Origin of the sequence: Dyella acidiphila, assembly GCF_014863405.1 — a bacterium.
Lineage (GTDB): Bacteria > Pseudomonadota > Gammaproteobacteria > Xanthomonadales > Rhodanobacteraceae > Dyella_B > Dyella_B acidiphila.
This window is the reverse complement of record NZ_JACZZA010000005.1, coordinates 1-15,782: the sequence shown is the minus strand read 5'-3', so window position 1 is coordinate 15,782 and position 15,782 is coordinate 1. Positions and strand designations below refer to the sequence as shown.

The window sequence follows — 15,782 nt, the reverse complement described above, 5'->3', positions numbered from 1 at the left end:
ATCTTCTCCGTCTGCCGCTCGGCGCGCATCATGCCGGCTCCGCCTGGTCCTGGCTGGCGCGCATCGCCTGCAGGGTCGACTCCAGCAGCCGGCCCACCGCCAGCAGGCGCGCGTCGTCGCCGATGCGCGCAATCAGCTGCACGCCGATCGGCAGCCCGCGCGCGCCGGTGGTGACGGGCACTGCCAGGCTCGGCGTATGCAGCAGCGACCACGGCACGCAATACGAAGGATCGCCCGAATGCAGGATGCCTTCCGGCGCGACATCGGGTACCGCTGGCGCCAACAGCACATCGCAATCGCCGAACAGTGCATCGAGCGCGGCGCGCCAGGTCTCGCCCTGTATCAGCGCCTCGTCGTATTCGGCCGGCGCAGGCGTGTCGTAGCCGAGCACTTTGCGCGTTTCCTCGCGCAGGCGCGGCAGATGCTGCAGTTTCTCGAAAGCCAGGGTGGCGGCAACATCCCACAACACGATGGTGGAGAAGGCGGCCTGCAGTTCGTCGTGCCAGCTGGGCAGCGGCCGCTCGCCGATGACGGCGCCGGCCAGCAGCAGGGCTTCGTCGGCTTGCTGCAGGGCTGACTGCGCCGCGGCGGACAGATTGCCCCAGTGCTGCGCGCCGTAGCGGCCGATGCGCAGTGCGCCATGCAGTGGCATGGCCAGCTCGCGCCGGGCCAGCACGCCGGCGAAGTATTGCGCGTCGTCCACCGTGCGGGTCAGCACGCCGATCGTATCCAGGCTGTGCGCCAGCGGCTTTACGCCGGTGCGGTCGATCAGGCCGAAGCTGGGCTTGTAGCCGACGATGCCGCAGTAGCTGGCCGGCCGGATGATCGAGCCGCCGGTCTGCGTACCCAGCGCCAGCGGCACCATGCCCGCGGCCACCGCCGCGGCCGAGCCGCTGGAAGACGCGCCCGGCGTATGCGCTTCGTTGTGCGGATTGCGCGTGGCGCCGGGACTGGACAGGCCGAATTCGGCGGTAACCGTTTTGCCGAGAACCACCGCGCCAGCGGCGCGCGCCAGCGCCACGCACGCGGCGTCGGCGGCAGGACGAAAGCCCTCGTAGATGGCCGAGCCATAACAGGTCGGCATATCCGCGGTATCGATGATGTCTTTCACGCCGATGGGAATGCCGCATAACGGTGCCGCAGCCAGCGCATCGCCGCGAATCGCCGGCGCTGCCGCACGATTGACATGAGCCCAGGCGGCCAGGGTGCGCTCGCGTGCGTCGATCTTGCGCAGGCAGGCCTGCAGCACCGGTGCGGGGGTCAGCGTACCGGCCGCGATCGCTTCGGCCAGTTCGCGTACTGGCCGCTGCTGCCACTCATCCATGCGCTGCTCCCGCTGTTTCCAGTTCCGCTATCGCCGGTGTCTGATTGGCTTCCAGCAGCGATGCCAGCAGCTTGCGCTGGCCGCGGTAGCTGCGGCGACCGTGCGCAACCTGGATATTGTCGATCAGCGCCACATCGCCTTCCTGCCATTGCAGGTCGACCGCGGCCGCGCTGAAGGCATGGCGCACCGCGGCGAGCGTAGCGGCTTCGATCTCCTCGCCATTGCCATAGCAGGCATTGCGCGGCAGCAACTCCGGCCCGAACGCATCCAGCATGAAAGCCAGGGTTTCCTCGCCGATGGCAGAGGGATGGAACAGATGCGCCTGGTTGAACAGGAAATCTTCGCCGCGCTGCGGATGGCGCACCACCCCCGGGCAGGTCTGCGAGGTTTTCAATACATCGTCGTCCAGCCACTGCCAGCGGATGTCGTTGAGTGCGCAGAAGGCTTCGACCTGGGCGCGATCCTCGGTCTGGAACACTTCCTGCCAGGACAGATCGATATGGCCGTGGAAGACGCGGTCGTAGCGCACGCCCAGGCGACGGAATTTGTCCAGCACCGCCGGATCGAGCAAGCGTTGCACTTCCAGCATGTCGGCCAGCGGCGTGGCGCCGCCGCTCTCGGCGGCCTTCACGCAGCAGAACGCCAATTTGCGCGGCCAGATGCGCTGATAGGAATTTTCGTTGTGCATCGGAATTTCGCGATCGGCCGGATATTCGGTCGCGGTATACAGGCCCTTGCCCTGGCTGGTGCGCGGGGTGGAGCGGTAGACGTAGTCGAGCGTCTCGATGCCCAGCGCCTGCACGAAGTCGGCAAACGCCTGCGCATGCGTGGTGCCGAAGCCGCGGAACAGGATCGCGCCGTGCTCGCCCAGCAACTGCAAAATATGCGTGCGCTGTTCCGCCACGAAACGATCCAGCGCACCGGCATGGCCGTCGGACTGGAACAGGTACGGCATGCGCCGTCCGGCGGTAAGAAGACCTTCATGGAATGCGGGCATGGTGGCGTCCTGGCGAGTGGTGGGGGCGGCGATGCGTTGCTCAGCGTTGGTCGCCGGCCATCGACAGCCTCCGCGTGATGACCGGTCCCAGCCGCGCGATGGCATCGCGGCTGAGCAGGTCGTGATGGCCATAGGGAATCTTCAGATAGCTGTGCCGCGCCGCATCGGTCACGCCCCACCAGTTCGCCATGTGCAGCGGCGAATCGGCCGGTACGTTGGCGCGCTCGGCTTCCACCACGGTCAGCTGCGAACGCACCGGCGCGCGGCGGAACGCGTTGAGGTATTGCGTGTTGAGCTGGCAGGTGGTGTACAGGCGCGACTTGGGCGTGCTCTCGGCCATCGTCTGCGGAAAGGTGGTGGCGGCGACGTAGTCGATATACGCGGCGATTTCCGCTTCCGACTGCGGCCCGCTGCCATAGATATGCGTGGCATCGGTCGGCGTGGCGTCGAGCAGGATCAAATGCGCCACGGTCTTGCCGCGCGCCTCCAGCAGCTGGGTCATGCGATGTGCCACATAGCCGCCGAACGACCAGCCCAGGATGTTGTACGGGCCGTGCGGATCGATCTCGCTCATTTCGCGCAGGTATTCCTCCACCAGCGCATCCAGCGTCTGCGGCGGATGTCCGGCGCGGGAAAGGCTGGGCGCATTGAAGGCGTAGATCGGATAGTCCGCCGGCAGCGCATCGCGCAGCCGGCTGTAGGACATGCCGATGCCGGCCAGCGGCGGCACGCAGAACAGCGGCGGCCGGTTGCCGCTGGCGCGGATCGGCAGCACCGGCGGAAACAAGTCGTTGGCCAACTCGTCGCCCAGGCTGGCCAGTGCATCGGCCTGCTCGCACAGCGCATCTACCGCCGATTCGATCGAGGCCAGCGAGGTGATGAAATCGTCGCGCGGCGCAGCCTTGGCCAGCGCATCAAGCTCGCCGAACCACCTCTGCGCGAGCGTGTGCAGTTCGTGCTCGTCGAACAACTCGCCGGCCCACGACCAGTTGGCCTGCAGCTGCGCGCCTGCGGGCGCTTCCACGATCGCGGTATTGAGCGTGATGGCATGCGACAGCGGGCGCTGCGCATCGCCGTGCAGGGCGACATCGATCTCGGCGGCCTGCCAGTCGCCATGCTGCTGGCGATAGCGGCCAAGATAGTTGAACGCCACCTGCGACGGCGCGAAACCGCCCAGCCGTGCCTGACCTTCGCTGCTGAGATAACGCAGGATGCCGAAGCCGATGCCGTTGTTGGGCAGCTGGCGCAATTGCGCGGCAATGTCGCCGGCTACCGTGGCCAGCGGTACGTCCTTGCGGTAGGCATCGGCTGCGCCGAGCACGCGCGGATCGATCCGCACCGGATACAGGCTGGTAAACCAGCCGACCGTGCGCGACAGATCGACATCGTTGAACAGCGCTTCGCGTCCATGGCCTTCCACATCGATGCGCACGGCGCTGCGCGTGCTCTTGCCGCGGCCGGCACGCCAGGCCGCCAGCGCCAGGGCGAAACTGCCCAGCAGCAATTCGTGCAGGGTGATACCCAGGCGCGTAGGCAGCTCATGCAGCAGCGGCGCGGTGGCGGATGCCGGCAAGCTCAGGCTGAGCGTGCATTGCGTGCCGAGGCGATCGCGCTGCGGGTCGAGTGCGCGCCGGCCCAGCAAGGGATCGAGCGTACGCAGTTGCGCTTCCCACAGCGGCAATTCCGCCTGCAGCGCCGCGCTGCCGGCATGCGCGGCCAGCCGCTGCGACCATTGTGCCAACGAGGTTTCCACGGCCGGCAGCTGCACGCGCTGTTGCTGCACCACCATGCGATAAGCGGCGGCCAGGTCGGGAATCAGGCTGCGCCACGACACGGCATCGATGGCCAGGTGATGCACGATCAGCAGCAGGTAGCCGCTTTGTTCGCCGCCATCGAGCCACGCCGCCTGCAGCAGTTTGCCCTGCTTGAGGTCCAGCCGGCGTTCGGCCGCCTCGGCCAGTACGGTCAGCTGCGCTTGCACATGTTCCTGGCCGAACGCCGCCAGTGGCTGTTCCGACCAGCATGCAGTTACGTCAATGGCGCCGGGCGGCAGCAGCTCCAGCCGCCGTTCGCCAGCCGGCATCGAACAACGCATGCGCAGCGCATCGTGCTGGTCGAGTACCGCCTGCAAGGCCGCGAGCAGTGACTGTCGCGTGGCGCGCGCGGGTGTACGCACGATCATCGACTGGTGGTAGCGATCGGTATCGCCCAGCGCAAAGAACCACTGCATGATCGGGGTGAGCTGCATGCTGTCGCTGCGCGACGCCGAGGCGGCCGGCGCTGCGGCAGGCGTGATCGGCACCGCCAGTTCCGCCAGCGCCGCCACGCTGGGGGCGCGGAAAATATCCCGCGGCGTAACGCGCAGGCCGGCCTTGCGCAAATGGCTGATCAGTTCGATCGAACGGATGCTGTCGCCGCCCAGGTCGAAGAAGCTGTCGTCGATGCCGACCGCGTCCAGTCCGAGCACATGCTGGAACCATGTCGCCACGAGCTGTTCGCGCTCGTTGCGCGGTGCGCGCAGATTGGCGGCCTGGTGCGTGGGCGAGGGCAGTGCGGCCTGGTCGAGCTTGCCGTTGGGCGTCAGCGGCAGGCGTTCCAGCCGCACGATCGCCGCCGGCACCATGAAGTCCGGCAGGCGTTCGGCCAGTGCATGTCGCCAGGCCAGCGGATCGGCCGTATCGTCGCTGGCCACGACATAGCCCACCAGTTGTTTTTGCCCGGGCTGTTCTTCGCGCGCCACCACTGCCACCTGTGCCACACCCGGCAACTGCGCCAAGGCCGCTTCGATTTCGCCCAGCTCGATGCGGTAGCCGCGGATCTTTACTTGCTGGTCGCTGCGGCCGAGGTAGTCCAGCGTGCCGTCGGGCAGCCAGCGCACCAGGTCGCCGCTGCGGTACATGCGGCTGCCCGGCGCGCCGAACGGATCGGCGACAAAGCGCGCAGCGCTGAGATCAGGACGATGCAGATAACCGCGCGCCAGGCAGTCGCCGGCGATATACAGCTCGCCAGTGACGCCGATGGGCACCGGCCGCAGGCCGCGATCCAGCACGTAGGCGCGGGTATTCCACAACGGCCGGCCGATCGGCACGCTGGTCGCGCCCTGCAAGGGCCGGTCGACCGTATGCGTGATGCAGCCGATGGTCGCTTCGGTAGGACCGAATTCGTTGATGATGCGCACGTCCGGATAGCGCTGCTGCCAGAACGCCAGATCCGCCGGCAGCAGCGCTTCGCCGCCCAGCATCAGGCCATGCGTCGGCGTGGGTATGTCGCCGGCCGCCAGGGTCTGGTTGAGTATCTTCAGATGGGTGGGCGTGAGCTTGACCATCGCGTAGGCCGGCCCATCGGCCATGCTGCCCAGTGCGCTGAGTTCGCTTCCGGGCGGTAGCAGGGTCAAGGCTTGGCCGGCCAGCAAGGGGCCGAACAGCAAGGTGACGCAACCGTCGAAGGTGGGCGACAGCGTCATCGGCGAACCTGCGCCGGCACCGGCGTAGTACGCGTGCGCACTCCACGCAAAATAATTGGCCACGCTGCAGTGCTCGACCACCACGCCCTTGGGCCGCCCGGTCGAACCGGAGGTATAGATCACATAGGCCGGATCGCGCAGCGACAGCGGGCGGCGGCGTTCGGCATCCGCAGGATTATGTGCGGCTTGTTGCTGCAATGACTGCTGTAGCGCCGGCTGGTCCAGCAGCATGGTCTGGTGCGTGCCCGCCATCGCGGCATACGCATGCTGCGTAAGGATGCGCGCCGGTGCGGCATCGGCCAGCATGAAGGCCAGGCGCTCGGGCGGATAGTCCAGGTCCAGCGGCAAATACGCTGCACCGGCCTTGAGCGTGCCGAGCATGGCGATCAACAGGTCGGCGCAACGCGGCAAGGCGATGGCAACGATCTCGCCCGGCCCGATCCCTGCACCGATCAGCGCATGCGCCAAGCGGTTGGCCTGGGCATTGAGTTCGGCAAAGCTCAGTACGGCGTGTTCGGTGCGCAGCGCGGGTGCATCCGGTGTGGCGGCTGCCTGCCGTTCGAACAGTTTGGGCAGGGTCGCCAGCGTGACCGGCCGGGCGGTGGCATTCCAGTCCACCAGCAATTGCTGCTGCGCTTGCGCATCGAGCAGATCGAGCTGATCGATCTGTTGTTGCGGGTGCGCGGCGAAGGCTTGCAGCAGGCGCGTCAGGTAATCCGCGAAGTTCGCCACGGTGGATCGGTCATACAAGTCCGTGGCGAATTCGATATCGCCGACCAATCCGTCCGGCGCCGCGTGTTCCGACAGGCACTCGGTAAAGTTGAAGATCAGATCGAATTTCGCGATATCGATAGCGATCGCCTCGGGGCTCGCCACGATGCCGGGCAACTGCAGCTCGCCGCCAACCTGGCCGTGCAGCACCACAAACACCTGATACAGCGGGTGATAGGCGGTGGAGCGGTTCGGGTTGAGCGCATCGACCAGTTGTTCGAACGGAATGTCCTGGTGCGAATAGGCGCCCAGATCCACCTGGCGCACGCGCGCCAGCAATTGCTCGATGCTGGGATTGCCGGATAGATCGGTACGCAGCACCAGCGTGTTGATAAAGCAGCCGACCAACTCGTTCAGCGCTTCGTCGTTGCGTCCGGCCACCGGCGTGCCTACTGCGATGTCGGTGCCGCCGCTGAGCTTGCCCAGCAGCACTGCCACCGCCGCGTGCAGCAGCATGAACAGGCTGACCTGATGACGCCGCGCCAGTTCCCGCAGTTGCCGATGCAGCGCGGCATCCAGTGCGAATTGCAGCGCATCGCCGCGATAGCTGGCCTGCACTGGGCGCGGCCGGTTGGTCGGCAACGCCAGTTGCTCGGGCATGCCGGCCAGCGTCTGCTGCCAGTACGCCAACTGCGCGTGCATCACGCAGCCGGGATCGCGTTCGCTGCCCAGCCACTGGCGTTGCCACAGCGCATAGTCGGCGTATTGCACCGGCAACGGCGGCAGCTCGGGCGCATGGCCGGCGCAGCGCGCCGCATAGGCAGCGGCGAGGTCGCGTGCCAGCGGCTGCATCGAGTCGCCGTCGCAGGCGATGTGGTGCACGTTGAGCAGCAGCACATGCTGCTTCGGCGCCAGGCGGAACAGCCATGCCCGGATGGGAATATCCCGCGCCAGATCGAAGGGATGACGCGCCGCTTCGGCCATCGCTGCCGGGAGTGCGGCGGCTGCTACGTCGTGTAGTTCAAAAGGAACCTGCAAGGCTTCCACTGCCAGCACGCGCTGCACACCCACGCCGTCGACTTCGGCGTAGAGCGTGCGCAGGCTTTCGTGCCGTGCGACCAGGTCGGTGACGGCAGCGCGCATGGCCTCCGCGTCCAGGGCACCGTCCAGGCGCAGGGCGAAGGGAATGTTGTAGGTGATGCTCGAGCCTTCGAGCTGATACATGAACCACAGCCGCTGCTGCGCAAACGACAGCGGCAGCATGGCCGGACGCGCCTGCGCCCGCACCGCCTGGCGTGCGGTGCCGCCGCGCTGCAGCTGCGGCGCCAGCGCGGCGACGGTCGGATGCTCGAACAGTGCGCGCAGCGGCAGCTCGATATTCAGCGCGCTGCGAATGCGGTTGACCAGGCGCGTCGCCAGCAGCGACTGCCCGCCGAGATCGAAGAACGCATCGTCGATGCCGACTCGTTCCAGCCCTAGCACTTCGGCGAACAGTCCGGCGAGGATTTCTTCCAGCGGCGTGCGCGGCGCACGCCGGTCGACACTGTCGAAAGCGGGCGCGGGCAGGGCCTTGCGATCGACCTTGCCGTGCGCATTGAGCGGCAGCGCCGCCAGTACCACGATCGCACCGGGCACCATGTAGTCGGGCAGGCGTGCGGCCAGCTGGCGGCGCAGCGCGCCGGGATCCATGCCGGCTCCGGCGGCGGCCACGACATAGCCGACCAGCTGCTTGCGGCCGGGCTGGTCTTCGCGCGCCACGACGATGCTTTGCGCCACGTCCGGCAGCACGGCCAGCGCGGCTTCCACCTCGCCCAGCTCGATGCGGAAGCCGCGGATTTTTACCTGATGATCGGTGCGCCCGACATAGTCGATCTGCCCATCGGGCAGCCAGCGCACCAGGTCGCCGCTGCGATACATGCGTTCGCCCGGCGCGCCATAGGGATTGGCCACGAAGCGCTCGGCGCTCAGTGCCGGCCGGCACAAATAGCCGCGCGCCAGGCCGGAGCCGGCGATATACAGCTCGCCCGGCACGCCGGGCGGCACCGGACGCAGCAGGGCATCCAGTACATAGACGCGGGTGTTGTCCATCGGCGTGCCGATCAGCACGCTGCCTTCGATGCGGCAGGGCGCCTGCATCGGATAGCAGGTAGCGAAGGTGGTGGTTTCGGTCGGGCCGTAGACATTCACCAGCTCGGTCTGCGGGCAGCGGTCCAAGGCCTGCTGGAACGACTGCGGCGTAGCCGCTTCGCCGCCGCTCCACACACTGCGCATGCCGGCCAGGCAGTGCACGCGTTCTTCCACCAGCATGCGGAACAGCGCCGCGGTGATGAACATCGCGCTGACCTGCTGCCGTTCGATCAGCGTGGCCAGCGCGTGGATATCGGTTTTGCCCGGCGGCGCGATCACGATCTGCCGGCCGCTCAGCAGCGGCACCCAGGTTTCATAAGTGGCGGCGTCGAACGCCTGCGGCGCATGCATCAGCACGCGCTGCTGCGCATCGCCCCGCCAGCGCCGGTCGAAGGCCAGGTCGGTGACATTGCGATGGGTTACCGCGATGCCCTTGGGCTGGCCGGTGGAGCCGGAGGTGTACATCACGTACGCCAGCTGCTCCGGATGGTTGCGGCAGGCCGGCGCCTGGGCCGGCTGTTGTGCGATCTGCTCGCGATCCACATCCAGCAGCACCAGCCGATGCACGCGGGAGGGAATCCGTTCCAGCCATTCGCTATGCGTGATCACCAGCGTGCACTGCGCCTGCGCCAGCATGAAGGCCAGCCGGTCGGCGGGGTAGTCCGGATCCAGCGGCAGATACGCGGCGCCTGCCTTCACGATTGCCAGCACCGCGATCACGCTGCTGGGTGAGCGTTCGAGGCACAGCCCGACCAGTTCTTCGCGGCGGACGCCGTGCTGCAGCAGGTGCTGGGCGAGGCGATTGGCCTGCGCCTCCAGCTCGGTGTAGCTGAGCGTGGATTCGCCCGCGCGCAAGGCGACCGCATCCGGCGTGCGCTGCACCTGCTGCGCGAACAGCTGCGCAAGATCGGCCGGCGGCATCGCCTGCGCGGTGGCGTTCCAATCCTGCAGCAGGGCATGGCGGCCGTTGTCGCCGAGCAGGTCGATCGCATCGATGTGCTGGGCGGGATCGCGTGCCACGTGTTCGAGCAGGCGCGCCATCAGCTGCGCAAACATCGCGACGGTGTCGCGCTGGAACAGATCGCTGGCATATTCGATCGCACAGCGCAGGCCGGCCGGTGCGCGATGGGCGCCATGGCATTCGGTGAAATGGAAACTGAGGTCGAACTTGGCCACTTTGAAGGCCAGTGCTTGCTGGCTGACCGCAAGGCCGGCCAGCTGCAGTTCGCCGTCGTCCTCGCTGGCACTGGACAGGGCGACCTGGAATAGCGGGTGCTGTGCCTGCGAGCGCAGCGGATTGATCGCGTCGACCAGTTGTTCGAACGGCAGCTCCTGGTGCGCATATGCATCCAGGTCGGCGGCGCGGGCGCGCGCCAGCAATGCGTCGAAGCGCGGATTGCCAGAGGTATCCACGCGCAGCACCAGCATGTTGACGAAGAAGCCGACCAGTTCGTCCAGCGCTTCGTCGTTGCGTCCCGAGACCGGCGTGCCGAGCACGATGTCGTGGCCGGCGCCCAGCCGCGTCAGCAGCAGCGCCAGCGCCGCGTGCAGCAGCATGAACAGGCTGGCCTGGCTGGCTTGCGCCACGGCCAGCAGGCGCTGGTGCACCTGTGCATCCAGTTCGATTTGCACATCGTCGCCGCGGTAGCTGGCCTGGGCCGGGCGCGGACGGTCGGTCGGCAGGTTCAGCTGTTCGGGCAGGCCGTGCAGCGCCTGTTGCCAATAGCCAAGCTGCTGCGCGAGCAAGCTGGATGGATCGGCTGCGTCGCCCAGCTGTTCGCGCTGCCATTGGGCATAGTCCGCGTATTGCACGGGCAGCGGCGGCAGCGACGGTGCCTGCCCGGCGCAGCGGGCGGCATAGGCCTGGGCCAGGTCGCCGAACAAAGGCGGCAGCGACCAGCCGTCCCCGGCGATGTGATGCAGCAGGAGCAGCAGCACGTGCTGCGTTTCGTCCAGCTGGAACAGATGGGCGCGCAGGGGAATCTCGCGCGTCAGGTCGAACGGACTGTGCACGGCCTGTTCCAGCAGGTCCGGCAGCGTTACCTCGTCAGCTGGCGTGACGGGCAACGCCAGCTGCACCTGCTCGGCAGCGAGGATATGCTGCTGCACCTCGGCACCGCTTTCGGCGAACAGCGTGCGTAGGCTTTCATGACGCGCGATCACGTCGTGCAGTGCCTGCTGCAGCGCCTGCGGCTGCAGCCTGCCGTGCAGACGGAAGGCGAACGGCATGTTGTAGGTGGCGCTGGGCCCCTGCAGCTGCTGCACCAGCCATAGCCGCTGCTGTGCAAACGACAATGGAATCATGCGGGACTCCTGTTGCGCTGCGCGAGCGAGCGCAGCGACGGGCGCGCCTTGGGCGCCTGCTCCAGCACGATCGCCAGCCCGGCCACGGTCGGCGCATCGAACAGCGCGCGGATCGACACGTCGCGTTCCATCACGGTGCGGATCCGGCTGGCCAGCCGCGTGGCCAGCAGCGAATGCCCGCCCAGTTCGAAGAAATTCTCGTCACGCCCGACCTGCGGCAGCTCCAGCACTTCGCAGAACAATCCCGCCAGAATGCGTTCCTGCTCGTTGCGCGGCTGCTCGCTGCTGTCGGCGACGCGGCTCGGCTGCGGTAGCGCCGCGCGGTCGAGCTTGCCGTTGACGGTCAGCGGCAACGCCGGCATCGCCACGAAAGCCGAGGGCAGCATGTAGTCGGGCAATTCCGCCGACAGCGCCGTGCGCAGGGCTGCCGCGTCCACGGCATCGGCCACCAGATAGGCCACCAGCTGCTTGTGGCCGGAGGGATCGGCGCGCACCACCACGGCATTGCGTGCATAGCCGGCGCGGATCAATGCGGCTTCCACTTCGCCGGTTTCGATGCGGAAACCGCGCAGCTTGACCTGCCCATCCACCCGGCCGACGAACTCGATCGTGCCATTGGCCATGCGGCGTGCCAGATCGCCCGTGCGATACATGCGCTGCCCGGCGGCGAACGGATTGGCGACGAAGCGCTCGGCGCTGAGCGCGGGTCGATGGATATAGCCGCGTGCCAGTCCGGCACCGGCGATATACAGCTCGCCCACCACGTTCAGCGGCACCGGCTGCAATGCCGGATCGAGCAGATGCACCTGCATATTGTCCAGCGCCACCTCGCCGATCGGCACGCTGGCTGCCGTGTCGGCCAGCGGCTGCACGGCATGGCTCAGCGCAAAGGTGGTGGTCTCGGTCGGCCCATAGGCGTTGACGATGCGCAGCGCGGGATGCAGCGACTGCAGTTCGCGCACGGCATGTGGCGCAATCACATCGCCGCCGGTCCAGACCTGCTGCAAGGTTTCGAACATGCCCGGTGCGGCATTGACCAGTTCGTGGAACAGACCGGCGGTAAGCCACAGGCTGCTGATGCCGTGACGTGCGATCAGCGCCTGCAGATCGGCAGCATCGAGCTGGCCCGGCGGCGCGATCACCAAGCGGCCGCCGCGCAGCAGCGGTACCCACATTTCGTAGGTCGATGCATCGAAGGCCTGCGGCGAATGCAGCAGCAGGCATTCATGGCCGTGCGCAAAGCGCCGGTCCAGCGCCAGTGCTACGACATCCTGCTGGCACACCGCCACGCCCTTGGGCACGCCGGTAGAGCCGGAGGTGTACATCACGTAGGCGAGGTGGCGCGCATCGATGGTCGGGCGCGCCTGCCTGGCGGGTGCATTCGCCGGTTGGTCCATGCGCAGCAGGGTGGCCTGATATGTCAGCGGGCGCGATGCGATGCGGTGATCGGCAAGCAGTACGCGAGCGCGCGTATCGGCCAATACCTGTTCGATGCGGCGGTCCGGATACTGCGCATGCAACGGCACGTAGAAACCGCCGGCCTTGAGCGTGGCCAACACGGCTACGACCAGATCCAGCGAACGTTCCAGCAGAATCGCCACGCCGTCTTCCAGGCCCACGCCGGCTTCGATCAGGCGATCGGCCCAGGCCTCGGCACGTGCATCCAGCTGCGCATAGGTCAGCGTTTCCTCGCCGAACACCAGCGCCACGGCATCGGGCGTGCGTGCCGCCTGCTGGGCGAATAGCGCTGCGATGTTTTGGTCCGGCAGCGGCTGGGCGGTGTCGTTCCAGTGTTGCAGCAGGTGTTGGCGTTCGGATGCGTCGAGCAGTTCGATCTGCTGCACCGGCCGCGACGGGTCAGCCACCACCGCTTCCAGCACGCGGACGAAGCGCGCGGCCACCTTGTCCATGGTGTTCGCATCGAACAGATCCGTGGCGTATTCGATCTGGCCGATCAGGCCGGCCGGCTGGTTGTTGTGCCATTGCTCGGTGAGGCCGAAGGTCATGTCGAACTTGGCAATGCCCAGCTCCGGCAGGCTGCTTTCGGCGCGCAGATCCGGCAGCGACAAGGTCCATTCGGCATTGTTCTGCAGCACCAGCATCACCTGGTAGAGCGGCTGGTGTGCCTGCGAACGCACGGGGTTGATCGCTTCGACCAGGCGTTCGAACGGCACGTCCTGATGTGCGTACGCCGCCAGGGCGGTTTCGCGCACGCGTTCGAGCAGGCTGTCGAAGTCCGGTGCGCCGGACAGATCCGTACGCAGGACGAGCGTGTTGATAAAGAAGCCGATCAGCTCGTCCAGCGCGCTGTCGGTGCGGCCGGCCACGGGGCTGCCGATGGCGACATCGTCGCCGGCGCTGAGGCGGCCGAGCAGCACGGCGAGTGCTGCCTGCAACACCATGAACAGGCTCGCGCCATGCCGGCGCGACAGCTCACGCAGGCCGGCATGCAGTTCGGCCGGAATTTGCAGCAGTACCTGATCGCCGCGATAGCTGGCCACCGGCGGACGCGGCCGGTCGGTGGGCAGGGCGATCACGTCGGGCAGGCCATCCAGCTGGGCGCGCCAGTAGGCGAGCTGCTGGCTGAGCACGCTGCCGGGATCGTTTTCTTCGCCCAGCAGCTGGCGTTGCCATAGCGTGTAGTCGGCGTATTGCACCGGCAGCGGCGCCCAGTCCGGTGCGCGGCCTTGCAGCCGGGCACGGTAGGCGCGTTCGATATCGCGCCACAACGACAAGGTCGACCAGCCGTCGCTGGCGATATGGTGCAGGTTGACCAGCAGCAGATGCTCATCGTCGCCCAGCCGCAGCAGCGTGGCGCGGATCGGCAGTTCCTGCGTCAGGTCGAAACGATGTGCGGCCGCGGCCTGCAAGGCCTCTTCGCTGCCGGCCGCATCGATATCCTGCCGATGCAGCAGCAGCTGCGCATCTTCACGCACGATCTGGCAGGCGATACCGTCGGTCTCGTCGAACACGGTGCGCAGGGATTCGTGCCGCGCCACCACGTCGCCGATCGCCTGTTCCAGCGCTACGCTGTCCAGCTTGCCGCGCAGGCGCTGCGTGAACGGCATGTTGTAGGTGGTGCTGGGACCTTCCAGCTGGTGCAGGAACCACAGGCGCCGCTGCGCATACGACAGCGGCAACAGCGCCGGCCGCGTTTGCGCATGCAGTGCCGGCCGCAGTGTGCCGCCGGTGGCCAGCTGCGTAGCCAGGGTGGCGACGGTGGGATGCTGGAACACGGCGCGGATCGGCAATTCTACCTGGAAACTGGCGCGGATCCGGCTGACCAGCCGCGTGGCCAGCAGCGAATGGCCGCCCAGGTCGAAGAAGTTGTCGTCGATGCCGATGCGTGGCAGGCGCAATACCGTGCAGAACAGGCCGGCGAGGATTTCTTCCTGCGCGTTGCGTGGCGCGCGATAGCTGCGCGCGGCGAGTTCGGGCATCGGCAGCGCCTTGCGGTCGACCTTGCCGTTCTGGTTCAGCGGCAGGCTCTCCAGCAGCACGATCGCAGCCGGTACCAGATAGCCCGGCAATTGCTCGCCGGCAAACTGGCGCAGCACCACCGGCAATTCCGGACTGGCCGGCATCTGCCTGGGTACGACATAGGCCACCAGCTGGCGTTCGCCAGGCCGGTCTTCGCGCACGATCACGATCGCCTGCGCCACCTGCGGATGTTTGCGCAGGCTCGCCGCGGTTTCGTCCGGCTCGATGCGAAAGCCGCGGATCTTGACCTGGTTGTCGGCGCGGCCGACGAAGTCGATGTTGCCGTCGGCCAGCCAGCGCACCAGGTCGCCGGTGCGATACATGCGCTCGCCTGGGGCGCCGTGCGGATTGGCGACAAAGCGTTCGGCGCTGCGCGCGGGCTGGTTGAGATAGCCGTAGGCGAGGCCGTCGCCGCTGATATACAGCTCGCCAGGCACGCCGGGCGGTACCGGCTGCAGCAGCGCGTCGAGTACGTAGATGCGGTTGTTGTCCATCGGCATGCCGATCGGCACGCTGGCACCGACGCGATGCGGTGCCTGCATCGGATAGGCCGTGGCGAAGGTAGTGCATTCGGTGGGGCCGTAGATATTCACCACCGCGGTAGTGGGATTGTGTTCCAGCGCGCGCTGGAACATCGCCGGATCGCCGGCCTCGCCGCCGGCCATCACCACGCGTACCTGGCGCAAGCAGTGCGGGTGATCCTGGGCCAGCAGGTTGAACAGCGCTGTGGTGAGGAACAGCGCGCTGACGCCCTGTTCGGCAATGGTGTGCGCCAGACGATCCAGATCCAGCTCGCCGGCCGGTGCGATCACCACGCGGCCGCCGCGCAGCAGCGGCACCCACATTTCATAGGTCGACGCATCGAAGGCCTGCGGCGAATGCAGCAGCACGCATTCGTGGCCGTGTTCGTAGCGGCGATCCTGCGCCAATGCGATCACCGCATGCTGGCTGACCGCCACGCCCTTGGGCAGGCCGGTGGAGCCGGAGGTGTACATCACATAGGCGAGTTGCTGCGGCGATATCGGCAGGCGCGGCTGCGGCGATACCGGCGCCAGCTTGTCCAGCCGGTCCATGCGGATCACCGGCAAAGGATGCAGCAAGCCGCGGGCCTCGATACTGTAGTCGGCGAGCAAGACGCGTGAGCGCGTATCGGCCAGCACTTGTTCGATGCGCCGATCCGGATACTGCGCATGCAGCGGCACATAGAAACCGCCGGCCTTGAGCGTGGCGAGCACGGCTACGACCAGGTCCAGCGAGCGTTCCATCAGGATCGCCACGCCGTCTTCCAGGCCGACGCCGGCGGTGTACAAGCGATCGGCCAGTGCATCGGCGCGTGCATCCAGCTGCGCGTAGGTCAGTGTTTCCTCGCCAAACAC

Annotated in this window: 4 protein-coding genes; all 4 read right to left on the bottom strand. The window is 67.3% G+C overall.

The genetic code is table 11. The features are described 5' to 3' along the window. Positions 1 to 28: 28 nt before the first annotated feature. Positions 29 to 1,324 (bottom strand): amidase, encoded by a 1,296-nt coding sequence (locus IGX34_RS09655; protein WP_192555516.1) that lies wholly within the window; start codon positions 1,322 to 1,324, stop codon positions 29 to 31. After that, positions 1,317 to 2,321 carry a TauD/TfdA family dioxygenase gene (locus IGX34_RS09650; RefSeq protein ID WP_192555515.1) on the bottom strand — a complete coding sequence of 335 codons (1,005 nt, stop codon included), beginning with the start codon at positions 2,319 to 2,321 and terminating at the stop codon, positions 1,317 to 1,319. The genes IGX34_RS09655 and IGX34_RS09650 overlap by 8 nt, the downstream gene beginning before the upstream one ends. Before the next feature lie 40 nt (positions 2,322 to 2,361). Continuing rightward, positions 2,362 to 10,926, bottom strand: coding sequence for a non-ribosomal peptide synthetase (locus IGX34_RS09645; RefSeq protein ID WP_192555514.1), 8,565 nt, complete (start codon positions 10,924 to 10,926; stop codon positions 2,362 to 2,364). Further along, positions 10,923 to 15,782: non-ribosomal peptide synthetase (locus IGX34_RS09640; RefSeq protein WP_192555513.1), on the bottom strand; the 4,860-nt coding region annotated here is incomplete at its 5' end. The genes IGX34_RS09640 and IGX34_RS09645, both read right to left, overlap by 4 nt.

Coding starts and splice junctions, on each gene's coding strand:
- IGX34_RS09655 (WP_192555516.1), bottom strand. CDS start 1,324: ATGGATGAGTGGCAGCAGCGGCCAGTACGCGAACTGGCCGAAGCGATC.
- IGX34_RS09650 (WP_192555515.1), bottom strand. CDS start 2,321: ATGCCCGCATTCCATGAAGGTCTTCTTACCGCCGGACGGCGCATGCCG.
- IGX34_RS09645 (WP_192555514.1), bottom strand. CDS start 10,926: ATGATTCCATTGTCGTTTGCACAGCAGCGGCTATGGCTGGTGCAGCAG.